This is a genomic window from Burkholderia sp. D-99, assembly GCF_011605345.1.
Taxonomy (GTDB): Bacteria; Pseudomonadota; Gammaproteobacteria; order Burkholderiales; family Burkholderiaceae; genus Burkholderia.
Map to the genome: position 1 here is coordinate 1,268,295 of NZ_JAAOXM010000001.1, position 25,278 is coordinate 1,293,572.

25 protein-coding genes are annotated in these 25,278 nt (G+C 67.8%); 11 read left to right on the forward strand and 14 right to left on the reverse strand.

From position 1 onward, the window contains the following. Positions 1 to 52 precede the first annotated feature (52 nt). Together HAV18_RS05520 and HAV18_RS05525 are read right to left on the reverse strand one after the other, a co-directional pair. Positions 53 to 2,353 carry an Orn/Lys/Arg decarboxylase N-terminal domain-containing protein gene (locus HAV18_RS05520; protein ID WP_166953555.1) on the reverse strand — a complete coding sequence of 767 codons (2,301 nt, stop codon included), beginning with the start codon at positions 2,351 to 2,353 and terminating at the stop codon, positions 53 to 55. 200 nt (positions 2,354 to 2,553) lie between these two features. Beyond that, the gene (locus HAV18_RS05525; RefSeq protein WP_166953557.1) at positions 2,554 to 2,760 is read right to left on the reverse strand and encodes a hypothetical protein; all 207 of its coding nucleotides are present in this window, start codon (positions 2,758 to 2,760) and stop codon (positions 2,554 to 2,556) included. A gap of 102 nt (positions 2,761 to 2,862) precedes the next feature. On the opposite strand from HAV18_RS05525, the gene HAV18_RS05530 reads away from it, so the two are divergent. Then, positions 2,863 to 5,043 (forward strand): ornithine decarboxylase, encoded by a 2,181-nt coding sequence (locus HAV18_RS05530; RefSeq protein ID WP_166953559.1) that lies wholly within the window; start codon positions 2,863 to 2,865, stop codon positions 5,041 to 5,043. Positions 5,044 to 5,084: 41 nt separating this feature from the next. Next, entirely contained in the window at positions 5,085 to 5,417 is a 333-nt protein-coding gene (locus HAV18_RS05535; protein ID WP_243771541.1) for a hypothetical protein, read from the forward strand. Positions 5,418 to 5,454: 37 nt separating this feature from the next. On the opposite strand, the gene HAV18_RS05540 is transcribed toward HAV18_RS05535, so the two are convergent. The 8 genes from HAV18_RS05540 to HAV18_RS05575 all read right to left on the reverse strand — a co-directional run bounded on the left by HAV18_RS05540 (position 5,455) and on the right by HAV18_RS05575 (position 14,768). After that, positions 5,455 to 6,612, reverse strand: coding sequence for an iron-containing alcohol dehydrogenase (locus tag HAV18_RS05540; RefSeq protein WP_166953561.1), 1,158 nt, complete (start codon positions 6,610 to 6,612; stop codon positions 5,455 to 5,457). Next, on the reverse strand, positions 6,609 to 6,944 hold the full coding sequence (locus HAV18_RS05545) for a putative quinol monooxygenase (RefSeq protein WP_166953563.1): 336 nt from the start codon (positions 6,942 to 6,944) through the stop codon (positions 6,609 to 6,611). Before HAV18_RS05545 ends, HAV18_RS05540 begins: the two co-directional genes overlap by 4 nt. 28 nt (positions 6,945 to 6,972) lie before the next feature. Further along, a complete protein-coding gene (locus HAV18_RS05550) occupies positions 6,973 to 7,548 on the reverse strand; it encodes a glycerol-3-phosphate responsive antiterminator (protein ID WP_166953565.1) in 576 nt (191 codons plus the stop codon). Positions 7,549 to 7,553: 5 nt separating this feature from the next. Continuing rightward, the gene (locus HAV18_RS05555) at positions 7,554 to 9,116 is read right to left on the reverse strand and encodes an FAD-binding oxidoreductase (RefSeq protein ID WP_166953567.1); all 1,563 of its coding nucleotides are present in this window, start codon (positions 9,114 to 9,116) and stop codon (positions 7,554 to 7,556) included. Then, positions 9,113 to 10,792, reverse strand: a complete 1,680-nt coding sequence (locus HAV18_RS05560) for a glycerol-3-phosphate dehydrogenase/oxidase (RefSeq protein WP_166953569.1) — start codon at positions 10,790 to 10,792, stop codon at positions 9,113 to 9,115. Before HAV18_RS05560 ends, HAV18_RS05555 begins: the two co-directional genes overlap by 4 nt. A gap of 18 nt (positions 10,793 to 10,810) precedes the next feature. Further along, positions 10,811 to 12,352 (reverse strand): FGGY family carbohydrate kinase, encoded by a 1,542-nt coding sequence (locus tag HAV18_RS05565; protein ID WP_166953572.1) that lies wholly within the window; start codon positions 12,350 to 12,352, stop codon positions 10,811 to 10,813. After that, positions 12,349 to 13,812 (reverse strand): MFS transporter, encoded by a 1,464-nt coding sequence (locus tag HAV18_RS05570; protein WP_166953574.1) that lies wholly within the window; start codon positions 13,810 to 13,812, stop codon positions 12,349 to 12,351. Before HAV18_RS05570 ends, HAV18_RS05565 begins: the two co-directional genes overlap by 4 nt. Positions 13,813 to 14,051: 239 nt before the next feature. Next, the gene (locus HAV18_RS05575; RefSeq protein WP_166953576.1) at positions 14,052 to 14,768 is read right to left on the reverse strand and encodes an SDR family oxidoreductase; all 717 of its coding nucleotides are present in this window, start codon (positions 14,766 to 14,768) and stop codon (positions 14,052 to 14,054) included. Positions 14,769 to 14,901: 133 nt separating this feature from the next. Between HAV18_RS05575 and HAV18_RS05580 the strand changes: the two genes are divergently transcribed. Then, entirely contained in the window at positions 14,902 to 15,888 is a 987-nt protein-coding gene (locus HAV18_RS05580) for a LysR family transcriptional regulator (protein ID WP_166953577.1), read from the forward strand. An 8-nt stretch (positions 15,889 to 15,896) separates the two neighbouring features. On the opposite strand, the gene HAV18_RS05585 is transcribed toward HAV18_RS05580, so the two are convergent. Then, positions 15,897 to 16,634 carry an SDR family oxidoreductase gene (locus tag HAV18_RS05585; protein WP_166953579.1) on the reverse strand — a complete coding sequence of 246 codons (738 nt, stop codon included), beginning with the start codon at positions 16,632 to 16,634 and terminating at the stop codon, positions 15,897 to 15,899. A gap of 103 nt (positions 16,635 to 16,737) precedes the next feature. Here HAV18_RS05585 and HAV18_RS05590 point away from each other — a divergent pair, with 103 nt between their 5' ends. The 3 genes from HAV18_RS05590 (at position 16,738) to HAV18_RS05600 (ending at position 20,070) form a co-directional block, all read left to right on the forward strand. Beyond that, on the forward strand, positions 16,738 to 17,694 hold the full coding sequence (locus HAV18_RS05590) for a LysR family transcriptional regulator (protein ID WP_166953580.1): 957 nt from the start codon (positions 16,738 to 16,740) through the stop codon (positions 17,692 to 17,694). 151 nt (positions 17,695 to 17,845) lie between these two features. Then, positions 17,846 to 19,234, forward strand: coding sequence for a nucleobase:cation symporter-2 family protein (locus tag HAV18_RS05595; protein WP_166953582.1), 1,389 nt, complete (start codon positions 17,846 to 17,848; stop codon positions 19,232 to 19,234). A 518-nt stretch (positions 19,235 to 19,752) separates the two neighbouring features. After that, positions 19,753 to 20,070: a hypothetical protein gene (locus tag HAV18_RS05600; protein WP_166953584.1), complete on the forward strand. Its 318-nt coding sequence runs from the start codon at positions 19,753 to 19,755 to the stop codon at positions 20,068 to 20,070. A 91-nt stretch (positions 20,071 to 20,161) separates the two neighbouring features. On the opposite strand, the gene HAV18_RS05605 is transcribed toward HAV18_RS05600, so the two are convergent. Next, positions 20,162 to 20,401 carry a hypothetical protein gene (locus tag HAV18_RS05605; RefSeq protein WP_166953586.1) on the reverse strand — a complete coding sequence of 80 codons (240 nt, stop codon included), beginning with the start codon at positions 20,399 to 20,401 and terminating at the stop codon, positions 20,162 to 20,164. Positions 20,402 to 20,710: 309 nt separating this feature from the next. On the opposite strand from HAV18_RS05605, the gene HAV18_RS05610 reads away from it, so the two are divergent. Then, positions 20,711 to 21,115, forward strand: coding sequence for an NUDIX hydrolase (locus HAV18_RS05610; protein ID WP_166953587.1), 405 nt, complete (start codon positions 20,711 to 20,713; stop codon positions 21,113 to 21,115). Between the two features lie 76 nt (positions 21,116 to 21,191). On the opposite strand, the gene HAV18_RS05615 is transcribed toward HAV18_RS05610, so the two are convergent. Further along, a complete protein-coding gene (locus HAV18_RS05615; protein WP_166953589.1) occupies positions 21,192 to 21,404 on the reverse strand; it encodes a hypothetical protein in 213 nt (70 codons plus the stop codon). 237 nt (positions 21,405 to 21,641) lie between these two features. Continuing rightward, entirely contained in the window at positions 21,642 to 21,824 is a 183-nt protein-coding gene (locus HAV18_RS05620) for a hypothetical protein (protein ID WP_166953590.1), read from the reverse strand. Between HAV18_RS05620 and HAV18_RS05625 the strand changes: the two genes are divergently transcribed. The 4 genes from HAV18_RS05625 to HAV18_RS05640 all read left to right on the forward strand — a co-directional run bounded on the left by HAV18_RS05625 (position 21,823) and on the right by HAV18_RS05640 (position 25,274). Further along, on the forward strand, positions 21,823 to 22,779 hold the full coding sequence (locus HAV18_RS05625; RefSeq protein WP_166953592.1) for an AraC family transcriptional regulator: 957 nt from the start codon (positions 21,823 to 21,825) through the stop codon (positions 22,777 to 22,779). The genes HAV18_RS05620 and HAV18_RS05625 overlap by 2 nt on opposite strands. Positions 22,780 to 22,870: 91 nt before the next feature. Next, positions 22,871 to 23,437, forward strand: coding sequence for a carboxymuconolactone decarboxylase family protein (locus HAV18_RS05630; RefSeq protein ID WP_166953593.1), 567 nt, complete (start codon positions 22,871 to 22,873; stop codon positions 23,435 to 23,437). Beyond that, positions 23,434 to 24,513, forward strand: a complete 1,080-nt coding sequence (locus HAV18_RS05635) for an acyl-CoA dehydrogenase family protein (RefSeq protein WP_166953595.1) — start codon at positions 23,434 to 23,436, stop codon at positions 24,511 to 24,513. The genes HAV18_RS05630 and HAV18_RS05635 overlap by 4 nt, the downstream gene beginning before the upstream one ends. Next, complete coding sequence (locus tag HAV18_RS05640) at positions 24,510 to 25,274, forward strand: ABC transporter ATP-binding protein (protein ID WP_166953596.1); 765 nt, start codon at positions 24,510 to 24,512, stop codon at positions 25,272 to 25,274. Before HAV18_RS05635 ends, HAV18_RS05640 begins: the two co-directional genes overlap by 4 nt. Positions 25,275 to 25,278 lie beyond the last annotated feature (4 nt).

Below are 25,278 nucleotides of genomic sequence, written 5' to 3' on the forward strand. Positions count from 1 at the left end.
CGGCGCGGCCGGTCGCCTGTTCGCCTGTTTGCCCGTTCGTCCGGCCGGATGCTCAGGCCGTCAGGCAGTACACGCGATACGTGCCGTCCTCGACTTCCACGCCGTGCGTATCGTGCGCGAAGCCCGGGAAGCGCCGGTCATACGCTTCGAGCGCCAACAGGTAACCGAGCACCGGGCCGTCGGCCGGCCCCGCGTTCTCGCCGGGCATCAGCAGCGGAATGCCCGGCGGATACGGCACGACACCGGTGGCGACCGTGCGCCCGGCCAGTTCCTCGAGCGTGACCTGCTCGACGCGGCCCTGCACCAGATGCTCGTACGCCCGCACCGGGCTCATCTCCGGCTTCGGCAGGATCGAGAAGGCTTCCGACATCAGCCGTGTCGTGCCGAGCTGCTCCATCGCCGCGAACATCGTGTCGGCCAGGTCCTTCAGCCCCATGCCCGCATAACGCGAGCCATGCTCCTTCGCGAGCGACGGAATCGCCATGTCGAGCGGCAGGTTCGCATCGTAGTCGCGCTTGAAGTCGCACAGCGCGCTGACGAGCGAGCCCCACTTGCCTTTCGTGATGCCGATCGAGAACAGGAACAGGATCGTGAAGTCGGTCGTCTTCTCGACGACGATCCCGCGTGCATCGAGATACGCGGTCACGACGCTCGCCGGAATGCCGACCGGCATCAGCCCGCCGGCCGGCGCGACACCCGGCGTGACGATCGACACCTTGATCGGATCGAGCATGCAGTAGCCGTCCTCGATGTTGCCGAAGCCGTGCCATTGCGCGCCGGGCCGCAGCACCCAGCACGACGGGTCGCTCGCCAGCAGCTCGGGGGGCGCATCGTGGAACGGGAGCGTGCGGCCCGTGCGCGTCTCGAGGACGGTGTCGGGCTGCCAGCATTCGAAGAACCAGTCGCCTTTCGCGCCGAACTCGCTGTTCATCCGCCCGATCATCTGCCGGAACGCGACGGCCTCCTCGATCGACTCGTGCGTGAGCGCCGCGCCGCCGGGGCCGTCCATCATCGCGGCCGCGACGTCGTTCGACGCGATGATCGCGTAGTTCGGCGAGGTCGACGCGTGCATCATGAATGTTTCGTTAAACTGACCATGCGGGATCGGGTTGCGGCCGTCGCGCACGTGGATGTACGACGCCTGCGACAACGCGGTCAGCAGCTTGTGCGTCGACTGCGTCGCGAACACCGTCGGGCGGTCCGCACGATGGTCGCGCGGGTCGCCGTGCATCGCGTGGCGATCGCGGTAGATCGGATTGAAACGTGCGTAGCCGTACCAGGCCTCGTCGAAATGCAATCGATCGACGCTCGCGCCGAGCAGCTCCTCGACGCGCGCGACGTTGTAGCACAGGCCGTCGTACGTCGAATTGGTGACGATCGCATGCTTCGGCTGGCGATCGGCGAGCCCGGCCGTGAGCGGGTTCGACGCGATCGCCTCGCGGATCGCCGCCTGCGTGAGACGCTCGGACGCGATCGGCCCGATGATCCCGTAGCGGTTGCGGGTCGGCACGAGGTAGGTCGGGATCGCACCCGACATCGTCATCGCGTGTTCGGCCGACTTGTGACAGTTGCGGTCGCACAGCGCGATCTGGTCGCGGCTCACGCTTGCCATCAGGATGATGCGGTTCGACGTCGATGAGCCGTTCGTCACGTGATACGTGCGATGCGCGCCGAACACGCGTGCCGCGTAGCGCTCGCTCTCGCCGATCGGCCCCGAGTGGTCGAGCAGCGAGCCGAGCTCGCCGACCGAGATCGACAGGTCGGAACGGAACAGCGCTTCGCCGAAGTATTCGAAGAACGCGCGGCCGACCGGCGATTTCAGGAAGCCCGTGCCGCCCGTGTGGCCGGGCGTATGCCACGAGTATTCGTAGACGCGCGAGAATTTCGCGAGCGCGCCGAACATCGGCGGCAGCACGGTTGCGCGATAGCGTTCGATCGCTGCATGGATGCGCCCGCTGATGAAGTCGGCCGTATCTTCGAGCAGCCACACGAAATCGTCGACCTGGCCCATCACCGCGGACGGCACCGTCGACGCGACGCTGCGATCGGCCAGCAGGAAGATCGGCACGTTGCCGTTGCGATGGCGGATCGCGTCGATCACGGCTTCGGAGGGCCCGTGGCCGTCCACGCCGAGATCCCAGTCGAGCAGCACGCACTGGATCGACGGATCGGAACGGACCAGCATGATCGCATCGTCGGCCGTAGTTGCCGTGAGCACGTCGATGTCGCGCTGCGCGAGCTCCGCGCTCAGCGTGCGGACTGCGCGCCCGGTCGCCGTTTCCTGCGCGATCTCGTCGTCGACCAGAAGCGCGCGCATGCCGAGACGACGAATGCCACCGACGGACGTGTTCATGTTGTTGCCCTCGTTGTTCCGATGCTTCGTTGGGGTGATGCGTCTCACGAGCACGCGGACAGCAGGCCGCGGGCGGCGGTGTGAGACGCTCGCAAATCCGGTTTGATTCGCCATCCAATTCGGAGCCGACTATGCCATAGATGCCTTTTGAAGAAAAGCAGACGATTCGGAGAAACGGTCAGCCGTTTTCAAATCGCATTTCACGACCGGTTCATTTTGATGTGCATTGCAGCACGCCAATTCCTGATTATTTGATCATTCTCATCCGGCAGCGGGATTGTCGAATCCGGCCGATTGAATTCGCCCGGTTTTGTTGCTACGATCGGCTGCGCCGTGCCTTGACCGGCGGCGGCCGGGCCTCGCCGCGCAAGGCTTCCTCGTGCGGCGCGCCATTCGGTATTCAGCATTCGCGGGAGCGTTTCAATCGGCTGCGGCGCGTGTCGGATTACGCGGATTGCGCGCCCGTGCGAATGCGGCTCCCGTTTCAGCACATTTACGGGAGAGTTCGCGTGAGCCTGTTGAAAATCGCAGTCGAGCCGGCGCTGATTGGCGCCTTCCTCACCACGCACGAACAGGTCGACGTATTTCAGACCGATTTCACGAATATCGCGGCAATCGTCGTCGGAATCGATTCGGCGCAACAGGTGCTGAAAACCGTCGAAAGAACCGGGTTCGCGATTCCGTTCTTCGTCGCGGTCGAGCCCGGCCAGGAAGTGCCGCAGTCGATCCTGCCGAGCGCGAGCGGCGTGATCCAGCTCCGCCAAGGCGGCCGCCACTACTACGGCCGGCAGATCTCCGCCGCCGCCGACATCTACAGCGAGAACCTGCTGCCGCCGTTCTTCAAGGTGATGCGCGAATACGTGCAGCGCGGCTACGTGGAGTTCGACTGCCCCGGCCACCAGGGCGGCCAGTTCTTCTCGAATCACCCGCTCGGCCGGATGTTCTTCGACTTCTTCGGCGAGACGATCTTTCGCGCCGACCTTTGCAACGCGGATGTCCGGCTCGGCGACCTGCTGATCCACGAAGGCCCCGCATTGGAAGCCCAGCGCAATGCCGCGCGGATCTACAACGCGGACAAGACGTATTTCGTGCTGAACGGCACGTCGACATCGAACAAGGTCGTCACGAGCGCGCTGCTCGCGCCCGACGATCTCGTGCTGTTCGACCGCAACAACCACAAGTCGGTGCACCTCGGCGCGCTCGTGCTGTCGGGCGCACGGCCGGTCTACCTCGAAACCGCGCGCAACCCGTGGGGCCTCATCGGCGGCGTCGACAGCGCGGCGCTCGACGAAGCGCGCATTCGCGACGCGATCCGCGACGTCGCACCGGAGTGCGCCGACCGGCCGCGCCCGTTCCGGCTCGCGGTGATCCAGCTCGGCACCTACGACGGCACGATCTACAACGCGCGCGAGGTCGTCGACCGGATCGGGCATCTGTGCGACTACATCCTGTTCGATTCGGCGTGGGTCGGCTACGAGCAGTTCATCCCGATGATGCAGGACTGCTCGCCGCTGATGCTCACGCTCGGCCCCGACGATCCCGGCATCTTCGTCACGCAGTCGGTGCACAAGCAGCAGGCCGGCTTCTCGCAGACGTCGCAGATCCACAAGAAGGACAGCCACATCGAAGGCCAGAAGCGCTTCTGCGATCACCGGCGCTTCAACAATGCGTACATGATCCATGCGTCGACGAGCCCGTTCTACCCGATGTTCGCGGCGCTCGACGTCAACGCGCAGATGCATGCGGGCCCGGCCGGCAAGCGCCTGTGGCGCGACTGCGTCGCGCACGGCGTCGACGCGCGCAAGCTGCTGATGAAGACCTGCCGCCAGATCCGTCCGTTCGTTCCGCAGCACGTCGACGGCCGCCCGTGGGCGGACTACCCGACCGAGCAGATCGTCGACGACCTGCGCTTCTTCCGCTTCCATCCGGCCGACACCTGGCACGGCTTCGAAGGCTATGCGGACGACCAGTATTTCGTCGACCCGTGCAAGCTGCTGCTGACGACACCCGGCATCGATCGCGATACGCGCGAGTACGCGCCGTTCGGCGCGCCGGCGCCGATCCTGGCGCGCTACCTGCGCGAACACGGCGTCGTGCCCGAGAAGGCCGACCTGTACACGATCCTGTTCCTGCTCACGCCGTCGGAGAGCTTCGGCAAGCTGCAGCACCTGGTCGCGCACCTCGCGCAGTTCGAACGCCATCTCGACCAGGACACGCCGCTGCGCGAAGCGATTCCGTCGCTGTGCGAAGCGTATCCGGAGCTGTACGGCAACATGCGCCTGCGGCAACTGTGCCAGCGGATGCACGACTTCTACCGCAGCCACGACATGAAGCATCTGCAGAAGCTGATGTTCCGCCGTGCGCAGTTCCCGAAGCAGGCGATGCTGCCGCAGGCCGCGAACGCCGAGCTGATCCGCAACAACGTCGAGCTCGTCACGCTCGATCGCATCGAAGGCCGGGTTGCGACGGAGGGCGCGCTGCCCTATCCGCCCGGCATCTTCTGCGTGGTGCCCGGCGAAGTATGGGGCGGCCCGGCGCTCGACTACTTCCGCGCGCTCGAAGCCGGGATCAACGCGCTGCCGGGTTTCGAGCCGGAGATCCAGGGCGTCTATCTGCAGACGCAGCCGGACGGCACGAAGCAGGCGTCGGCGTACGTGGTGGCGGCCGGCGCCGACGCGTCGCGCGCGTAAGCCCGCAGGGCAGCAGCACGCTGCCCTGCTGCGAGACTGCCGTGCGGCGGGCTCGGGCCGTCGCGGCGGCCGGCGCGGCGCCGCTCGCGTTCGTGCCCGCGATGATGCTGTGGGGCGGTATCAGCGGGTCGATCTCGCCGATCGTGCAGAACTACCTGATCCACACCGCGCCGTCACTGGCCGATGCGAGCGTCGGCATCAACGTGTCGGCTATGCATGCGGTTGTCGCACTCGGTTCGGCGCTCGGCGGCGTACTCGTCGAGCGCGACGCGCTGCGCGTCACGCCGTGGGCCGGACGCGGGCTCGTGGCCGTTGCGCTCGCGTGCGCATGCGCCGCGGCATGGCCCGCTCGGCAGGCGACGAGCGCATCGTGAATGCAGGACGGGCGGCGCGACGCGCACGCCCGCTGCGTCACCACGCCTGCCGGTAGATCTCCAGCGCGTCGGCCTCCGTCACCTCGCGCGGATTGTTCACGAGCAGGCGCGTCTGCAGCATCGCGTCCGACGCCATCCTCGGCAGGTCGCCCTCCCCGATGCCGACCTCGCGCAGCGTGCGCGGAATGCCCGTCGCGGCGATCAGGCGGTCGATCTCGCCGATCAGCGCGTGCGTACGCGCTTCGTCGCTGCCCGTCGCCGCCGGTGCGACGATCGCCGCGAGTTCCGCATACAGCGGCGCGGCGGCCGGCGCGTTGAAACGCAGCACGTGCGGCAGCACGAGCGCATTCGACAGCCCGTGCGGCACATGGAAGATCCCGCCGACCGGATAGGCCAGCGCATGCACGGCCGCGACCGGCGCATTCGCGAACGCCTGCCCCGCGAACATCGCGCCGACCAGCATCGCCTCGCGCGCGTGGCGGTCGTGGCCGTCGTCGCACGCCGCGAGCAGGTTGCGCGACAGCAGCGTCAGCGCATGCACGGCCAGCATGTCGGACACCGGGTTCTTCAGCCGCGCGGACGTGTAGGCCTCGATCGCATGCACCATCGCGTCGATGCCCGTCGCGGCCGTGGCCGCGCGCGGCAGGCCGAGCGTCAGTTCGGCGTCGAGGATCGCGACATCCGCGAACAGGTGCGGCGACACGACCCCCATCTTGCGCGCCTCGCCGACCGTGACGATCGACACGGCCGTCACTTCGGAGCCGGTGCCGGCCGTCGTCGGCATCTGCACGAGCGGCAGCCGCGCGCTCGTGACCTTGTCGACGCCATACATGTCGGCCAGCGCCTGCTGCCCCGGCACGAGCACCGCGATCAGCTTCGCGACGTCCATCGACGATCCGCCGCCCAGGCCGAGCACGATCTCGGCATCGGCCGCGACGGCTCGCTCGGTCGCGTCCAGCACCACGTGCTCGGGCGGATCGGCGATCACGTCGTCGATCACGGTGACCTGCCAGCCATGCGCGGCGAGGCTCTCCAGCGCGGGCGCAAGCACGCCGCTGCGATACAGGAACGCATCGGTGACGACGCACAGCCGCACGAGCGCCGGAAAGCGTTCGCGCAACAACGCGCCGAGCCGGCGCGCGGCGCCGAATTCGACGACCTGCGTCGGCACGGTACGGAATTGAAACGGGTTCATCGGGTGCCTCCCGGTGGCGTCGCCGTGCCGGTGTCCGGCTGCACCATGTAGCGCGACACGTCGCGGCGATCGAGCAACGGAAAGATCGCGCCGACACCGATCCGCTGGAAATGCGGCGTGTCCCGATGCACGTCGAGGCCGTCCGCGTAGCGGTAGCGTTCGAGGATCACGATGTGGTCGGGGTCCTCCGCCGACCGGAAATACTCGTAGTCGAGATTTTGCGGCTCGGTGCGCGTCGCCGGCGCGAGTTCCGCGAGCAGTTCGATCACGCGGTCGCCGTTGCCGGGTTTCGCGAAGAAATGCGCGATGACCTGCAGGTAGGGTTCATTCATGTTGCGCTCCATGTTCAACAGGAATCCGTCACGACGACGGGTCGAAATTCCACCATGCGCTGTCGCTCGTCGATACCGCGAGCGCGCCGTGCCGCCTCGCGCTGCGCACGTCGTCCGCGTTGCCGACGAAGCCGGACGCAACGATCGGCGGCAACGCCTGCCGGTCGGCTTCGCTCAGGTGCGCGAGCATCGGCGCGGGCATCAGTTGCACGAGATTCGGATCGCTCTGCTCGATCGCCTTCATGCTGCGCGGCCACGTCGAACGGTCGGTCACGAACACCTTCTGCATCGTGATCAGCCCCGCGCGGTTCGCGCGCTGGATCGTCGCGACGCGCGTCGACACGACGCTTGCGACGCCGATATCGGCCAGATATTCGACGCCGCCCTTGTCCTGCGACAGCCCATCGCAGCTGTCGATGTTGACGATCACGAACTTGCCGGCCCGGGCGAGCGCCGTGACCACCGCCTGCAGCCGGCGCAGGTCGACGTTCGCGACGATGCCGACCTCGGCCGCGCTGTCGACGAAACTGTCGGCCTGCTCGGCGCCGTACAGCGTCGCGATGACGGGATGACGGGCGAGACGCGCGCCCAGCGACTTGTCCATGACGTTTACCGGTCGACGTGCGGGCCCGTCTCGTCGCCGAGGCCGAGCTTGCCGGGGTTGAGGATGTGCTTCGGATCGAGCGCGCGCTTCACCATCTGCAGCACCGGGAACGCCGTGCCCAGCGAATCGCGCATGTACGGCGAACGCAGCAGCCCGACGCCGTGGTGATGACTCAACGTCGCATTGTATTGGATCAGCACCGCGTTCGCTGCGTCCCAGGCGGCGCGGTACCACGCGGCCCGTTCGGCCACCGCCACGTCGCCGCGCAGCGAGAAATACAGGCACGCGCCATCGGCGTACGCATGCGACTGGTGCGCCGAGCCGGCCAGCGTGCCCGGCACGGCCTGCAGCGCGGCCACCACGTCGCGGTAGATCGCCGCGAGATCGCGCCAGCGGCCGCACATCTCCAGCGTATCGGCGACGAAACCCGGGCTGCGCTTGAAGCCTTCCGCACTCTTGCCGGTCAGGTAGCGCGTGTCGAGCCACTTCTCGAAGATCGCGTCGCCATCGAGCTTGCGCCCGCCTTCCTCGCCGACGCGTGCGCTGATCGCCATCACCGCGTCGACCATCTCGCGCGCGCCTTCGTCGGCGATCAGCAGCACGTTCGTGTCGGGCAGACCGAACTGCACGCCGCTCTCGAGTTCGTCGTAGAGCCGCAGCGCCGCCGGGTTCGCGCCGCGCTGCAGGATCTCGCGGCACGCGTCGAGGCCGGCCGCGAACGTGTCGAAACCGTATGCGATCGCGCGGCCGTAATCGGGCAGCCGATGCAGCTTCAGGCGCGCGCGCACGATGATGCCGAGCGTCCCTTCGCTGCCGATGAACAGTTGCTGCAGATCGGGGCCGACCGCCGCGCGCGAATAACCGCCGAGCGTCACCAGGCTGCCGTCCGCGAGCACCACGTCGATCCCGAACACCATGTCCTCGATCTTGCCGTAGCGCGTCGACAGCTGCCCCGCGCCGCGGCAGGCGATCCAGCCGCCCACCGTGCTGATCCCGAACGACGACGGCCAGTGCCCCATCGTCAGCGCGTGCTCGCGCTGCAGCGTTTCCTCGAACACGTCGCCGAACATCCCGGCTTCGACGTCGACGATCTGGCTTTCGGTATCGACGCCGATCAGCCGGTTCAACCCGCATACGTCGAGCACGATGCCGCCGCGCACGGGCAGCGCCGCGCCCGTCACGTTGCTGCGGCCGGCCGACGCCGTCACCGGAATCGTCGCCGCGTGCGCGATGCGCATCACGGCCTGCACCTGCTCGACCGTCGACACGCGCACGACGACAGCATGCGGCGTCGCGGGCCGGCCGCCCGTCTCGGCGACCATCGATGCGGCCCACCAGTCGCGCGTCCACGCGACGACGTCGGCCGGCTGCGTGAGCACTTCATCGGCCACCGCGCGCAACGCGTCGACCTGCTGCGCAGACACCGCGACCGGCGCGCGCTGCATGCCCGCTTCGGCGGACGCGCTGCCTGCCGCCGGCAGGCTCAGCGAATAAGGCGGCGGCGTATGCGCGCCGACGACGTAGTTGCCGCGGTTGTAGCCGCGCTTGATGGCTTCCTTGCTGATCATCCGTTTTCTCCCATGAGGATGGCTTTTTCGAGTGCGACGGCGGCGACGTAGTCGCGCACCTGGCTGGCGACGGCCGCATCGGACAAGCCGAGCTCCGCCTTGAGGATGGCGCCGACGCGCGGTGCCGCGCGCGCCGATGCGTCGCGCGCCATCAACCGGGCGCGCGTGCGGCGCGACAGCACGTCGTCGACGCTGCGCGCGAATTCGTGACGGACCGCATAGAGCACTTCCGCTTCGCTGTACGGCAGCCCTTCGACGATCGGTGCGAGCAGCGACGGCGTTTCGTCAGCGAGATCGCCGACGAAACGCGCCTCGGTGCCGTAGCGTTCGCCGAGATGCGCGGCGAGCCCGCCCGACGCGACGATCGCCTGCGGGTCGTAGCCGGCCGCGCCGAGCAGATACGCCGATTTGGTGCGGCAGCGCGTGCGGCGGCCAAGCAGCCTGCCGACCGTATCGATCGTCTGCTCTGCCATGTGCCGCGACGTCGTCAGCTTGCCGCCGACGATCGTCACGAGCCCGTCCGGCGCGACATGGATCTCGTGATTGCGCTTCATCTCGATCGTCTTGCCGCCCGGCGGCCCGACGAGCGGCCGGCATCCGGCGATGCTGCCGACCACGTCGTCCGCGCTCAGGTCGGCCTTCAGCGCGGAGCGCGCGCCGTCGAGCAGGAAATCGAGCTCCTTGCGCGTGCAGTGCACGTCGTCGAGATCGCCGTCGTAGTCCTCGTCGGTCGTGCCGAGATACGACACGTTGCCCCAGCGCGTGATCGTCGCGCGGCGGTTGCGGCCCGGCACGGGGATCGTCACCGTGCAGTCGTTGCGGATCTTCAGCCACGGGATCGCGACGTGCACGCCCTTCGCGGGCCGCACCTGCAGCGCGGACGTGTCGCCCTTGCGGGCGCCGGTCCAGTCGCGCAGCCATACGCCCGTCGCCATCACGACCACGCGCGCGCGCGCGCGCCGTTCGCGGCCGTCGGCATGCACGATCGCGCCGTCGACCTTGCCGTGGCCGTCGCGCGTCAGCTCGACCACGCGCGCGTGGTTCGCCACCGCCGCGCCATGGAACGCGGCCGTGCGCACGAGGTTCAGCGTCAGGCGCGCATCGTCGACGCGCGCGTCGAAATACAGGAAGCCGCCCGTCAGGTACGTTTCGTTGAAGGTCGGGCAATGCGACAGCACTTCGGCCTTCGTCAGCTTCTGATGCAGGATCCCCTCGCGCCAGCCTCCGGCGATGTCGTAGGTCCACAGCAGGCTTTCGAAGGCTTTCGCGAGACGCTTGTCGAACACGCCTTCGCGCTCCATGACCGGGAACAGGAACGGCAAGCGCTGCACGAGATGGCGCGCATTGCGCCGCAACCGCTGCCGTTCGAGCAGCGAATGGCGCACGAGCCCGAGATTGCCCTGCTCGATATAGCGCAGCCCGCCGTGCACCATCTTCGACGATTTCGACGACGTGCCCGACGCGAAATCGCTCTTCTCGACGAGCGCGACGCGCAGCCCGCGCAGGCTCGCGTCGAACGCCGCGTACGCGCCCGTCACGCCGCCGCCGACGATCAGTACGTCGAACGTATCCGTCTCGAGTCGCGCCAGGTGCTCGTCGCGATTCACGCGCAACGGCTCGGTGCCGGTCATGCCCGCGCGGTCCGTCTTCGGTTTTCTGGATGGCAAAAACATCATGCTGGTCGTTCTCCGTGCTTACGCGTGAGCGAAATCGGCCGCGTGCGCGAGCTCGGACGCGATCCGCGCGTGCCATGCCGCGCGCCGGCGCTGCCGGCGGTCCACGTCGATCGAGGGTTCGAATACGGCGTCGGTGACGAGCGTCGCGCAGGCCGCGTCGAGCGAATCCCACAGCAGCCCCGATGCGCCCGCGAGAAACGCCGCGCCGCGCAGGCTCGCGCAATCGCCTTCGCGCATCCGGCGCACCGGCACGCCGCTCACGTCGGCCTGGATCTGCAGCAGCGTGTCGCTGCCCGCCAGCCCGCCGCCGACGATCAGCTCCGACACGTCGGCCCGCGCGACAGCCTGGTTGGCCTCCATGCACGATGCGACCGAATGCGCGATGCCTTCGAGCACCGCGTACGCGACGTCGGCCTGCGTCGTCGCGATCGAAATGCCCGACAGCAACGCGCGCGCGTTCGGCTCCATCCTCGGCACGCGCAGGCCGGTGAGCGCCGGTACGAAGGTCACGCCGCGCGACGACTGCACGGTGCCCGCCAGCGCGCTGACCTGCGCGGGATCGTCGAACCAGCGCAGCTTTTCGCAGACCCAGCGCAATGCCGAACCCGTCGTCGCAACGAAGGTTTCGAGCGAGTAATGCGACACGCCGCCGTGCCGCCGCGCGGTCATCGCGAGCGTGCCGTCGTGCGCGTGACCGGGTTGTGCGTGCGATCCGGTGTCCGGACGCGCCGTACCGGTCAGCAGGTCGACGAAGCTGCCGGTGCCGTGCACGCACATCGCCTGGCCGCGCTCGACGCAGCCGAGCCCGACCGCACCCGCGAACTGGTCGCCCGCACACGCGAGGATCGGCACGTCGATGCCGAGCACGTCCCGGCGCGTGCGGCCGAACGCGTCGGCGTCTTCGCGCAGCGCGGGCAGCAGTTCACGCGGAAAGCCGAGCGCGTCGAGCCAGGGCTCGAAATAGCGATGCTCGCCGAGCAGATACGCGCTCGCCGAGGTCGCATGGGTCGGTGTCGTCACGCATTCGCGCGCATCGGACAGATGCCACATCAGCCACGTGTCGATCGTGCCGAATGCGAGGCATCCTGCGCGATGGGCGTCGGCGACCGCCTGCGACGTGCGCATCTGGTGCACGGCCCACAAGTACGGCGAGCGCACGCCCGCCGGCCGGCCGACCTGCGGCACGAGCACGCGGTCCCAGTCGGCGGCGAGACGGTCGAGTTCGGCTGCATGCCGTGTGTCCTGCCAGACCATCGCGGGCACGAGCGCGCGCCCGGTCCGCGTGTCCCACAGCACGGCGGTCGCGCGCTGCGTCGCGAGCGCCAGCGCGACGATGTGTACGCGCTGTTCACGAGCCTGCGCAAGCGTCGCGCGGCAGACCGCGAGCGTCTTGTCGAGGATCGCGTTCGCGTCCTGTTCGACGACGCCCGGCTGCGGACTCTCGACCGACAGCGGCAGGTATTCGAGGCACGATACGTGCCCGCTCGCGTCGACGATCGCGGCACGCGTGCCGGAGGTGCCTTCGTCGATGGCAAGAATGGCGTTTCGGGAATCGGTCATCGCTGCGTTTTCTCGATGGCGGGGTTCAGGAAGGCCGACGTCGCACGCGCGTCGTCGCCGAAGTGCGGCGCGTCGGGTTCGTTGTCGGGATTGATCGTCGTGCGGGTCGGGTCCCAGCGGATCGCGAAGCAGATCGCGCTTGCGATGCACGGCACGACCGCGAGGATCAGGAACGTATGTTCGAGGCCGTAACGCGCGCGAAACAGCGGAAAGACCAGCAGGCCCAGCGCCGCGCCGATCGAGCCGAGCGCGCCGACGATGCCGTTCGCGCCCGCGCGCAACTCGCCGCGAAACGACAGCGACGACAGGCTCTTGCCGTTCGCGCCGGGGCCGGCCGAGTGGAACAGGATGAACAGCGACGGCACGACGACCGACAGCCACAGCGGCATGCGCGCATGAAACAGCCCGAGCACGACCAGCATCGCGCAGACCGCCGCGAAGCCGATCGCCGATGCGCGGCGCAGGCCCACACGGCGGCCGACCGTCGACGACGAGAAACCGCCGACGATCCCGAACAGGTTGAACACGAGCGCGCCGAGCGTCGCATAGACGAAGTCCGTACCGAACAGCGCGGCGCTGATCAGCGGCAGATACCAGCCGATCGCGAAGTATTCGATCGACTGGCCGATCTGCACGGTCGCGGCAAGGATCGTGCGCGGCCGGTAGACGCCGCGAAAGATCAGCAACACGTTCGCGAGGCCGCGCGTGGCCGGATTGACGACGGGTGTGCGCTCATGCGCGGGCGCGGCGGCGAATACCTGCCCGTAGATGCGCGTCATCGCGCGCGCCGCGTCGTCGAGACGCTCCTTGCGTGCGAGCCAGATCGGGCTTTCGACGAGGAACGCGCATTGCAGCGCGAGGATCGCGACGCCGAACACGGCGGTAGCCGCCACCGAGTAGCGCCAGATCGAATCGCCGACCTGCCACGCATGAAACAGCAGCGCGAGCAGCAGGTTCAGGCAGACGGCCGTGTACCACATGCCCTGCCAGGTATTGAGCCGGCTCTTCAGGCGGCCCGGCGTGAACTCCGCGAGCATCGCCATCGCGATCGCGAAGTCGATTCCGTATGCCATCCCGACGAAAAAGCGGCCGGCGAGAATCGTATTGAAATCCGGCGCAAATACGACCAGCAGCGCGCCGATCACCGACAGCAGTTTCGCCGCGATCAGCGGCCGCACGCGCCCCCAGCGGTCGGCCATCCAGCCGCCGATCGGGTTGAATGCGATCGCGACCCACGACGCGAACGACGTCATCCATGCGACCTGCGCGGCCGACAGATGCAATTCGCGCGTCATCGGCCCGAGGCCGGCGCTCAATGCCGAGTTGGAAAATGCGTCGAGAAACAGCCCGCCGAGCGACAGCCACCAGACGAGCCCCGCCCTGCCCGCGATGCCGGGGCGAGAGTCGAGAAAGGAGATGACGTCTTCAATGCCATGAAGCTTGACCGCGATCGTTTGCACAATCGGCCTCCGTATATTTGTTCTGTAAGAGGCTCGACAATGCAGATGCGATCGACGCATGGAGAGACCATCTTACAGATAGTCTCTTATCTAGATCTGCCTGCGCAATTTACGGCGGGCAGCGCGCCTGTGTCAAGCGCGGCCGGTTGTGCGATGCAGCGAGCGGCGGGTGGTCGTTCCGCCATATGGTTGTGTACACAACGTATGTCACGGACACGGCAAACCCTTGCGACGCGGGCTCACCACGGCACCGTCCTGCCCAGATAGTCGAGATACTCGAGCCCCGGGCGCGCCCGCTTGGCGATCAGCACGTCGACGAGGCTCGGCACGCTTTCCTCGATCGTCAGGCGCGCATCGGGCCCGCCCAGCTCCGTACGAACCCACCCGGGCACCATCAGCACCATCGCACGCCGCGTCTCGGCCTGGCGCGCCGCGAAGCTGCGCATGAACTGGTTCAGTGCGGCCTTGCTGCCGCGATAGACCTCGCGCATCCCGCTGACGTTGTTCGCGACGCTGCCCTGTCCCGACGACATCGCGCCGATCAGGCCGTCCGCGGTCACGCAATCCTGCAGCGTCTCGATCACGCGCATCGGCGCCAGCGCATTCGTGACCATCACGCGCACGAACTCGTCGGTCGTCACTTCGCCGATCGTTTCGGTCGGCTCGTTCGTCGTTCCCGCATTCACGAACAGCATGTCGAAGCGCCGGCCCGACAGCCGCTCGCGCAGCGCGGCCAGTTGCGCCGGCTCGCAGATGTCGAGCGTCTCGATGTCGAGCCGGCCGGTGAAGCGCTCGGCGAGATCGTGCAGCTTCGTGCGCCCCGATCCTTCCCGCACGGTGCCCGTGACGTTCCAGCCCTGGTTCAGGAATTGCTCGGCCATCGCGAGCCCGAGGCCGCGCGAGGCCGCGACGAGCAGGATCGTGGGTGCGTTTTTACTCGATACGGTCGATTGCATGGTTTCCGCCTTTGCCGGGTGTCGTCATGCAGCCACTATAGGTGCGCATCACGACAGGCGCCAGACGCACCGGATTCAACCTATAGTTGCATCGAACGCCATGTCATATCGTCCGGAGGCGTATCCTGTCGCCATGGAAGACATCGACCTGAACCTCGTCACCGCGCTCGACGTGCTGCTGTCGGAAGGCAGCGTGACCGGCGCCGCGCGCCGGCTTGGCCTGAGCACGTCCGCGATGAGCCGCACGCTGACGCGGCTGCGGATGTCCACCGGCGATCAGCTGCTCGTGCGCGCCGGGCGCAAGCTCGTGCCGACGCCGCACGCAGCCGCATTGCGCGACCGCGTGCACGTCATCGCAAGCGATGCCCGCGCGGTGCTGCGCCCGGCGACAGCCGACGTGGACATGGCGACGCATGCGTCCACGTTCACCCTCCGCGCGGCCGCATCGTTCATGGAAATGCTGTCCGGCCCGGTGGTCGCCGCACTCGGCGAAGTCGCGCCGCAGGTGCGCATCCGTTTCGTCCCCAAGCCCGACCGCGATCCGCAGGCGCTGCGCGACGGCGCCGTCGATCTGGAAATCGGCAAACGCGGCGACGATGCCCCCGAACTGCACACGCGCATGCTGTTTCACGACTGGCACGTCGCGGTGGCACGCGCCGGGCATCCGCTGTTCGCATCGGGCAGGATCACGCCCGCACGCTATGCGGCCTGCGGCCACGTGATCGCGTCGCAGCTCGGCGATTTCGGCGGGCCGGCCGACGATTCGACCGGCGAGGCCGGCTCGGGCCACGCCGTGCGCGTCGTCGTACCGGGCTACCCCGATGCGATGCGTGTCGCGGCCAGCACCGACCTGATCGCGCTCGTGCCGCGCTCCAGCCTCGGCAACGCATTCTCGCCAGGGCTCACGGAGGCCCTCGGACTGCGCAGCTTCGAGATCCCGGTGCGCCTGCCCGAGATCCTCGTTTCCGCGCTGTGGCATCCACGCATGCACGGCGACCCCGTGCATCGCCGCCTGCGCGATGCGGTCATCGCCGTCTGCCAGCGCGCGTATCCGGATGCCCGCACACCGCACACACGGCGCGCACCGGCGCGGCGCACCGGCCCGCGGGCCGCAGGCTGACGCGCGGCTCAGACCAGCCGGCCGCCGCCGTCGATGTGCAGGATCTCGCCGTTCATGAAGCCGTTGCCCAGCAGGAACGCGATCGCCTCCCCCACTTCGTCGGCGCGCCCGACACGGCCGCCAGGCAGTGCCGCAGCCGCGCCCGCGAGGATCGAGTCGCGCGCGTCCGGGCCGAACGCGTCGTATAGCGGCGTCTCGACGAAGCCGGGCGCGACGACGTTCACGCGAATCGGCTTCAGCTCCAGCGCGAGCGACTGCGCCAGCGCCTCGACGCCGCGCACGGCGGCGGCAATGACGGACGTGCCCTGCGCGGCCGGACGATCCGACAGTTGCCCGCCGGTCAGCACGATCGAGCCGCTCGCGGGCATCAGCGGCAACGCGGCCCGGATCGCGTAGACCGGCCCGGCGATACGCTCCTGCAGCGCGGCGAGCAGGTGATCGGGATCGGTCTCGTTCAGCTTGCCTGCAATGAATTGGCCGGCCGTGACGACCAGGTGATCGACACGCGTGAGCGTGTCGAAGACGGCCTGCACCGCATGCCGGTCCGCGATGTCGGCCACCGCGATGCGCGCGCCGCCGATCGCTTGCGCGGCGGACTCGAGCTTCGCGCGGGTCCGGCCGACCAACGTGACGCTGGCGCCTTTCGCCTTCGCGGCGGCCGCGGCCTCGAGGCCGATTCCGGAGCTCCCGCCGAATACCACGACGTGCGCACCGTCCAGTGCCGAAGATTGCGTTGCCTCGTTCATGTCGACTCCTCATCAGGGATTGAAGGTTCGCGAACGTTAGGTCATTCTCACTTGCGCAGGAACGTGGGAGACTTGAATAAGGTTCATGCCATAAGGGAATAAGATGGATTCACTGCGATCCATGCGCGTGTTCGTCCGCGCCATCGAGCTCGGCAATTTCTCGGCGGTCGCGCGCGAGGAAGGCACCGGCCAGCCGACGATCAGCAAGATCGTCGCCGCGTTCGAAAAGGAACTGGGCGTTCGCCTGCTCGAACGCTCGACCACGAGCCTCGCGCCCACCGACGAAGGCCGCCGGTTCTACGATCGCTGCAAGCGCGTGATCGACGAATACGCGAGCGCGGTGGCCGAGGTGCGCGGGCAAACGGTGCGGCCGGTCGGCAAGCTGGTCGTCAATGCGCCGCTGGGGCTGGGCGAGCTGAGGCTGAACGCGCTCGTGCTCGAATTCCTCGCCGCATGGCCGGAGATCGAGGTCGAGCTGCAATTGACCGACCGCGTGATCGACCTGGTCGAAGAAGGCGTCGATGTCGCCATTCGCCTCGGCCACCTGCTGCCGCCGGATGCCGTGGCGCGCCACATCGCGTCGTCGCCGCGCCTGCTGGTCGCCACGCCGGGGTACGTCGCGCAGGCGCCGAGGCTCCGCCGGCCGGAAGACCTGACGCGGCACGAGTATGTCGGCTATGCACGCGCCGACATCGGCAACGAACTGGCCTTCGCGCGCGGCGACGCGCAGGTCGCCGTTCCGGTGCACGGCCGGTATCGCGTGAACAGCTCGATGGCGCTGCGGGAATGCTTCCTGGCCGGGAACGCGGTAGGCAGCGGGCCGGCGTGGCTCGTTCAGGACCTGATCGACAGCGGGCAGCTCGTCCGGTTGCTGCCGAAATGGGACATGGTGCCGCCGCATGCGCTGCACCTCGTGTATGCGTCGCGCCGGTACCTGCCGCTCCGGACCCGCACTTTCCTTCAGTTCATGGAGCGGCGGATTCCCGAGCTGCCCGGGTTCCATGCGACGACCGCCGCGACCGCCACTCCGACCGCGCCCGCATCGCGGCAGCCACGCTGACCGACAGGCGTCGCGGTCACGGCCGGCGCGGGCGCCGATCCGCCACCGTTTTCCCGATCCGTCGAATCCCCGCTATTGCGGCGCCCCCGGCGGCGGCGGCGGGCCGTTCGGCTAAAATGCCGCACTTTCCACCTTGTCCGGCCCGCTCGCCATGCAACCCGCCTCCTCCGCCCAACCCGCCGCCCACGGCGCCGCCGCCGCCGATCCGGCCCGCGACCTCGTCTACGGCCCGAACGACCGGCCGGCGCCGATGGTCGCCTTCGTCGCCGCGCTTCAGCACCTGCTGGCGATCATCGTGCCGATCGTCACGCCCGGCCTGCTGATCTGCCAGGCGCTCGGCGTGTCCAGCCGCGATACGACCCTGATCGTGTCGATGTCGCTGGTGATTTCCGGCATCGCCACCTTCGTCCAGTGCAAGCGCTTCGGCCCGCTGGGCGCCGGCCTGCTGATCGTCCAGGGCACGAGCTTCAACTTTGTCGGCCCGCTGATCGCCGGCGGCAGCCTGATGGTCAAGCAAGGCACGCCGGTCGAAACCGTGATGGCCGCGATCTTCGGCGTCGTGATTGGCGGGTCGTTCGTCGAAATGGGCGTGTCGCGCATCCTGCCGTTCGTGAAGCGCCTGATCACGCCGCTCGTCACCGGCATCGTCGTGCTGCTGATCGGCCTCACGCTGATCAAGGTCGGCCTCATCAGCATGGGCGGCGGCTTCGGCGCGATGGCCAACGGCACGTTCGCGAGCGCGGAGAACCTGACACTGTCGGGCCTCGTGCTCGGCACCATCATCCTGCTGAACCGCGTGCCGATCGTTTGGGTGCGCAGCACTGCGCTCGTCATCGCGCTCGTGATCGGCTATCTCGCGGCCGCATTCCTCGGCCGCCTCGACTTCACCGGCATGCACCAGGCCGCGGTGTTCCAGGTCCCGACGCCGCTGCACTTCGGCATCGGCTTCTCGTGGTCGCTGTTCGTGCCGATGCTGATCATCTACCTCGTCACGTCGCTCGAAGCGATCGGCGACGTCACGGCCACCAGCAAGATCTCGAGCGAGCCGGTCGAAGGCCCGGTGTGGATGCAACGGATCAAGGGCGGCGTGCTCGTCAACGGCGCGAACTCGCTGCTGGCCGGCGTGTTCAATACGTTCCCGAGCTCGGTGTTCGCGCAGAACAACGGCGTGATCCAGATTACCGGCGTCGCCAGCCGCCATGTCGGCATCTGGATCGCGGGGATGCTCGTGGTGCTCGGCCTGTTCCCGGTCGTCGCCGGCGTGCTGCAGGCCGTGCCGGAGCCCGTGCTCGGCGGCGCGGCGATGGTGATGTTCGGCGCGGTGGCCGCATCGGGCATCAACATCCTCGCGGGCGTCCAGCTCGATCGGCGCGCGCTGCTGATCATCGCGGTGTCGCTCGCGCTCGGCCTCGGCGTGTCGCAGGTGCCGGACATCCTCAACAGCCTGCCGCACGCGCTGAAGAACGTGCTGGAATCGGGCGTGGCCACGGGCGGCATCTGCGCGCTCGTGATGAACTGGTTCCTGCCGGAAAAGAAGTAAGCACGGAATGTATGGCGACCGCGCGGTGTTTCGGGCACCGCGCCGGTCGCCCCGCGCGCCGGTTCGACCGGGTCACGCAGCGCCTCCTGTCGGTGGCCATCCGCCTCCCCCGAAATAAGATCGGCACCTGAAGGACGACGCGCGTATGATGAACTCGTCCGGGCGTTCGTGAGCCGATCGACTGCCCGCCTGCCCTCTTCCTCTTGCTGCATCGTGCCCGCTTTCGCACGCAGCGTTACGCCTTTCGCTCTACCCCGTCGCGCCACACACTGGCGATACAGGCCGGAAGCGCTCGTCCAGCGATTCGTCGCGACCATACGTTCGGAAGCACATGATGCGCGTGCATCGCCCTCGTGGATTCGAAGATGGCCCGCTCGTTTGCGCCATGCGCCGGCGCAGCAGGGCCGTCCCCATGACGACGAAGCCGGCATCGATACGTCATCCATATCGTTTTTCCGGCATGTGGGTGCTCCGGGAAGCCGCCAAACCGGGGCCCTGCCGGACTCAGGAGCAACATCATGATTGATGCCAACCCCAACAGCACCTTTCGGCACCTTCCCCTGACGCCCGAACAGGACGCGGAAATCCGCCACTACATCAGGAAAAAGGAACACCGCGGCGAACCGTGGGACACGCCGGAGCTGGAGACAATGCTCAGGGACATGCTCGATCCTCCCGTCATCGACGACGAGGAGCCTGACACCGACGTCGAAGAAACGAAACTGGCCTGCGAGTACGCATTGGCCTCGATCGACGACTCCATGGACCCGGTTTCCGCCAGTGAAGAACGAAACGCGGCCATGGAAGCCGAGGAGATGAAGCACGCCAGACGGTAGTGCGCATCCGGACCCGAAGCTCGACCCTGCCGATCGCGGGGGCGTCCTGTCGTGCCTTCCGACGTCGAGCAGACGACCGCCCGGAAGGTGCTCAGTGCGCCCATGGCTGGCCACGCCGCTCGATCGAGGCCACCACGGTATTCAGCACATGGCGAACGACGTCCTCATCCGTCATGCCCGCATCGAGGGTCTGGCGAACCTTCATGACCCGGGGCTGACGGGAACCGTCGTCATTGTCCATCACGAAAATACGCGCCGTTCCGGTATCGGTCAGCAGAGCTACCTGTATGGTCTTGCCGTAAATGACCGTTTGCATGCTCAAGGTAGTCATCGCCGTGTCTGGTCTCATATCGGGGCCTCCAGCATGCGCCCCGACAGCCGAGCGAATCCGCCTGAAAACCGTCCATTTCCAGCCGATTCGCGGGGAATTCGGACGCTGCGAACAACTTTGACTTATCGGCGGCCTTGCAGGGCGATCGCGCGAACCGGCTTTGCATTCATTCCCGACAGTTCATGATGTGCGCCTGCGTCACCGTGGACCTCACCCGCTTTCGCATGATCGGGCGGTTCCGGCCGATGTCGCCTTGGCACCGGGGTCCGCACTGGCTAGAATCTCGCCAGTATCCACGCCCGTGATCCCATGAGTTCCCCACAATCGACCGAAGTACCCATCAAAGAACGGGCGACGATCGTCTGCTACCGCGACGGCCAGGTGCTGCTCGTCGCGCGCGCGTCGTCACGCTGGGCCCTTCCCGGCGGCACGATCAAGCGCGGGGAAGCGCCGCTCGAAGCCGCGCATCGCGAGTTGTGCGAAGAAACCGGGATGACCGGCCTGCATCTCGTCTACTCGATGCAATTCACCGGGCTCGCGAAGGCTCATTACGTGTTCTTCGCGGAAGTCGGCCCCGACCAGACACCGCAGGCGAACAACGAGATCGAGCAATGCAGGTGGTTTCCCGTCGACGGTGTCGACGCGTTGCGCGCGAGCATCCCGACGAAGCGAATCGTCGAGCTCGTCTATAACCACGAAATCCGCCACGCGTAGCGCGCCGCGCACGAGCGTACTCGCGCGCCATCGGCCCGCTCATGTCGGTTGTCGTGGATCGACGACGCGCGAACGCTCAGTGCGCGCGCTGTCTTCGTAATTCGCGCGCGGAATAGACGACGAGGAAGATGCCCAGCATCGCGGCACCGGACGCCATGAAGTCGTTTGCGTTTCCCGAGCTGTGCAAGGACGTCGGGAAGATGCCGAGACTCAATCCCGTAGCGGCAAGAAGCAATCCCGCGGCCACGCCCCAGATCGGTCCGGTGGTTCTTTCGGTTATTTTTTTCATACAGCACCCGTCTACAGTCATGACCTGATCGGTATCGGCGAAAGGCGCCGCGTCTACCTTCAGTCATTCCACTATAGCCCGGAAAAAATCATTGAAGTTTTAGTGCTTGTACCGATCAAGTTTTATGGATTGCGGCCGCCGGGCGGGCCGGCTTTCGCGAAAGGGGCGATGCCGCTCCGGATTGCAGTATCGGTGTCCAAGGGGACGCGCCCGGTATCGCCGACGTCGGCATACCGATCAGCGAGCGGCCTGAATGATTCGGCAATCCCGCTCGGCCGAGCCGACGCCGGCCACCGAAGAACGCATATGCCGCACACCCATATGCTTTCCACGATCGCTTGTTTTACCGCGCAACGCCGCGGCGCTAAGCTCGGAATCCGCCGTCGACTTCCCAATGGCTTCGCCGCCTTCGCCCACCATGCCGAACTCCGCCGAACAGGCCGCCGACTGGCTGCTCTCCGGACTCGAACTGCGCAGCACGCTGTTCCACGTGGGCCGGTATTGCGGCGTCTATCGCGCATCGACGGCCGGCCATCAGCGCGCGAGCTTTCACCTCGTGCTCGAAGGCGCATGCTGGCTGCACCTGCCCGCCCGGAACGGCCGTGCCGCCCGAAGCACGCGCCTCGTCGCCGGCGACGCGGTCTTCCTGATGCACGACATGACGCATTGCCTGACGCCCGACGCGATTGCGCCGTCCGATGACGAATACACGGTGCGGATCGGCGCAATGACGCCGCTCGCCGCGCCCGCGTCGTCACAGGACGGCGTCGCACTGGCATGCGGTTTCTTCGAGTTCCGTTCCGATCTCGGCGACGCGATCGCCGGCCTTCTGCCCGATCACCTCCTGGCGCGTCACGACGACGCGAAGCTGGCGGGCGCGCGCACGCTGTTCGACCTGATCCGCACCGAAGCGGCGCGTGCGCAAGACGCACCGTCGCCGCTCGTCAATCGTCTGACGGATGCGCTGTTCCTCTACGCATTGCGTGCCGTCGCGAGCAGCGACGATTTTGCGCCGGGCCTGTGGTCGGTCATGCGGCGCGCCGAATTTACGCCGCTCGTCGGCGCGATCATCGAGAAACCCGGCGACGACTGGACCACGCACACGATGGCCGCGTTTTGCCACATGTCCCGCGCGCGCTTCTGCAAGCAGTTCGCGCAGGCATGCGGGCAGCCGCCTGCGCAGTTCCTCGCGCTGCTGCGCATGAAGGTCGCGGCCGAGATGTTGCGGCACGGGGCATCGACGCTCAGCACGGCCGAGCACGTCGGCTATCAGTCGGAATCCGCCTTTGCGCAGGCATTCAAGCGCGTCACCGGCCTGCCGCCCGGCACCTGCCGCCGCGCCCCGGAGCGCATCGGCGCGACACCCGTGCATTGACGCGAGACAAACGCGCATGAAACAGAGACGGCCGCGCATTGCCGGCTCGACCGGCGCCGCCAACAATGATGGCTTTCCGATCGAGGATGCCATGAGCCGCCTGCCCCTCCAAACCGTCGAAAGCGCGCCCGAAGCCAGCCGCCCGTTTCTCCAGAAGTCGCAGGCCGCCAACGGCTTCCTGCCGAATCTCGTCGCCGCGCTCGCCAATGCACCGGTTGCGCTCGAAACGTACCTGACCGTCGGTGAAATCAATTCGCGCAGCGGCCTTACGCTGGCCGAGCGCGAAGTCGTGCAGATCACCGCCGCCGCCATTCATGGCTGCGGCTTTTGCGTGGCCGGCCATACGGCCGTCGCGCTGAAGAAGGCGCAATTGCCCGCTGCGCTCGTCGACGAAATCCGCGCCCAGCACACGCTGTCCGACGCGCGCCTGAACGCGGTCGCCACGTTCACGCGCGACGTGATCGCGACGCGCGGCGCCGTGTCCGACGAAGCGCTCGCCGCGTTCAAGGCGGCCGGCTACAGTGATGCCGGCGCGCTTGAAGTGGTACTCGGCGTGAGCCTCGCGACGCTTTGCAACTTCGCGAACAACCTGGCACGCAACGAACTGAATCCGCAGCTCGAAGCGTATCGCTGGGAGCCTGCGGCGCGCGCCGCATGACCGCGCCCGCGAGCTTCGACGCGCTCGACGCATGGCTCGAAGCGAATGCCGACGCGCTCGACGCCGACCCGCCGCGCGCGGCAGAGATCCTGCCGCAGCTGGTGCGCTCGCGCACGGTCGCCGTCGGTGTGCCGGAGGCAATGGGCGGGATGGGCGGCACGATCGCGAACGCGATCGACACGGTGGCCGCCGTCGCGCAACGCTCATTGACGGCCGCGTTCGTGCTGTGGGGCCATCGCACCTTCATCGAATACGTACTGCAGAGCGACAACGACGCGTTGCGTGCGCGCTGGCTGCCGCCGCTGCTCGACGGCGAAGTGGCGGGCGCCACGGGGCTTTCGAACGCGATGAAGTATCTGTCCGACATCGAGCCGTTGCAGATGCATGCGGCCCGCAACGGCAATGCGTTCGTGCTGAACGGCAGCCTGCCGTGGATCACGAACCTGCGGCGCGAAGGTTTCATCGCCGCGGCCGCGTTCGATCACGACGACGGGGCGCCGCCGTCCGTCTTCGCGATTCCGCACGACGCGCGCGGCGTCGAGCGCAGCGACGATCTCGACCTGATCGGCCTGCGCGCGAGCAATACGGCTGCGCTGCGCGTGAGCGATACCGTCCTCGACGAAACGTACCGCCTTGCGGCCGACGCAGCGGCCTGGCTCGCACGCGTGCGCCCAGCGTTTCTCGGCCTGCAATGCGGGATGTCGATCGGGCTCGCGCGGCGCGCGTTGCTGGCCACGCTGGATGCAAGCGAGCCGTCGCGCGCGTCGATCGGCGCGGAAATTCGCGAACTCGAAACGACGCTCGCCGATCAGGCCGCGCAACTGAAGCAAGGCGTGCTTGACGGCACCTTCTTCGACGCACCTGCGGCGATGTTCGAACTGCGCATCGCGCTCGTCGATACCGTTTCGCAGGCCGTCTCGCTCGAAGTGCAGGCCACCGGAGGGCGCGGTTATCTGCGCGGCCAGAGCGGCAGCGCGCGGCGCGTGCGCGAAGCGTCGTTCATCCCGATCGTGACGCCGAGCCTCGTGCAGCTGAAATCGCAGCTCGCGCGGCATCGACGGGCGGCGGCAGCATGACGCAAGGCGCGCATCTCGTCGCGAACGGCGTCACGTTGCGGTACGGATCGCGCAGCGTGCTGAACGGCGTCGACCTGTCGGTCGCGCCCGGCGAACTCGTTGCGCTGCTCGGGCCGAGCGGTTGCGGGAAGTCGTCGCTGTTGCGGGCCATCGCCGGCCTGACGCGAACCGCATCCGGCACGATTCGCGTCGATGGCGAGCCGGTCGACGGCCCGCGCCCCGAGGTCGCCCTCGCGTTTCAGGACCCGTGCCTGCTGCCGTGGCTCACGGTCGAGCGCAACGTGGGGTTCGGGCTGACCTTCGCGCGTCAGCCGCACCTGACACGCGCGAACCGCAAGGACCGCGTGACGAGCGCACTGGCCGCCGTCGGGCTCGACCATGCACGGCACGCGCTACCGTCGCAGCTGTCGGGCGGCATGGCGCAGCGCGCGGCGCTGGCGCGCTGCCTGGCGCGGGCGCCCCGTGCGCTGCTGCTCGACGAACCGTTCGGCGCGCTCGACGAAGTGACCCGCGCCGACATGCAGCAGCTCCTGATTGCCGCGGTGAGAAACACCGGCGCGTCGGCGCTTCTCGTCACGCACGATATCGACGAAGCGCTCCTCGTCGCCGATCGGATCGTGCTGCTCGGCAAGCGCGGCACGCTGGTCGGACGCTGGGCCGTCGAACTGCCGCAGCCGCGGCACACGCAGGTGCGCTCGCTCGGCGAGCTGCGCATCTCCATTCTTCAAGCGCTGCAGAACTCGATATCAGCAGCCGCCTGAATCC

Coding starts and splice junctions, on each gene's coding strand:
- HAV18_RS05555 (WP_166953567.1), bottom strand. CDS start 9,116: ATGATCAGCAAGGAAGCCATCAAGCGCGGCTACAACCGCGGCAACTAC.
- HAV18_RS05540 (WP_166953561.1), bottom strand. CDS start 6,612: ATGAACCCGTTTCAATTCCGTACCGTGCCGACGCAGGTCGTCGAATTC.
- HAV18_RS05560 (WP_166953569.1), bottom strand. CDS start 10,792: ATGATGTTTTTGCCATCCAGAAAACCGAAGACGGACCGCGCGGGCATG.
- HAV18_RS05590 (WP_166953580.1), top strand. CDS start 16,738: ATGGATTCACTGCGATCCATGCGCGTGTTCGTCCGCGCCATCGAGCTC.
- HAV18_RS05625 (WP_166953592.1), top strand. CDS start 21,823: ATGCCGAACTCCGCCGAACAGGCCGCCGACTGGCTGCTCTCCGGACTC.
- HAV18_RS05525 (WP_166953557.1), bottom strand. CDS start 2,760: ATGCTGAATACCGAATGGCGCGCCGCACGAGGAAGCCTTGCGCGGCGA.
- HAV18_RS05520 (WP_166953555.1), bottom strand. CDS start 2,353: ATGAACACGTCCGTCGGTGGCATTCGTCGTCTCGGCATGCGCGCGCTT.
- HAV18_RS05615 (WP_166953589.1), bottom strand. CDS start 21,404: ATGAAAAAAATAACCGAAAGAACCACCGGACCGATCTGGGGCGTGGCC.
- HAV18_RS05550 (WP_166953565.1), bottom strand. CDS start 7,548: ATGGACAAGTCGCTGGGCGCGCGTCTCGCCCGTCATCCCGTCATCGCG.
- HAV18_RS05565 (WP_166953572.1), bottom strand. CDS start 12,352: ATGACCGATTCCCGAAACGCCATTCTTGCCATCGACGAAGGCACCTCC.
- HAV18_RS05600 (WP_166953584.1), top strand. CDS start 19,753: ATGATTGATGCCAACCCCAACAGCACCTTTCGGCACCTTCCCCTGACG.
- HAV18_RS05610 (WP_166953587.1), top strand. CDS start 20,711: ATGAGTTCCCCACAATCGACCGAAGTACCCATCAAAGAACGGGCGACG.
- HAV18_RS05595 (WP_166953582.1), top strand. CDS start 17,846: ATGCAACCCGCCTCCTCCGCCCAACCCGCCGCCCACGGCGCCGCCGCC.
- HAV18_RS05605 (WP_166953586.1), bottom strand. CDS start 20,401: ATGACTACCTTGAGCATGCAAACGGTCATTTACGGCAAGACCATACAG.
- HAV18_RS05640 (WP_166953596.1), top strand. CDS start 24,510: ATGACGCAAGGCGCGCATCTCGTCGCGAACGGCGTCACGTTGCGGTAC.
- HAV18_RS05620 (WP_166953590.1), bottom strand. CDS start 21,824: ATGGTGGGCGAAGGCGGCGAAGCCATTGGGAAGTCGACGGCGGATTCC.
- HAV18_RS05635 (WP_166953595.1), top strand. CDS start 23,434: ATGACCGCGCCCGCGAGCTTCGACGCGCTCGACGCATGGCTCGAAGCG.
- HAV18_RS05575 (WP_166953576.1), bottom strand. CDS start 14,768: ATGCAATCGACCGTATCGAGTAAAAACGCACCCACGATCCTGCTCGTC.
- HAV18_RS05580 (WP_166953577.1), top strand. CDS start 14,902: ATGGAAGACATCGACCTGAACCTCGTCACCGCGCTCGACGTGCTGCTG.
- HAV18_RS05545 (WP_166953563.1), bottom strand. CDS start 6,944: ATGAATGAACCCTACCTGCAGGTCATCGCGCATTTCTTCGCGAAACCC.
- HAV18_RS05630 (WP_166953593.1), top strand. CDS start 22,871: ATGAGCCGCCTGCCCCTCCAAACCGTCGAAAGCGCGCCCGAAGCCAGC.
- HAV18_RS05585 (WP_166953579.1), bottom strand. CDS start 16,634: ATGAACGAGGCAACGCAATCTTCGGCACTGGACGGTGCGCACGTCGTG.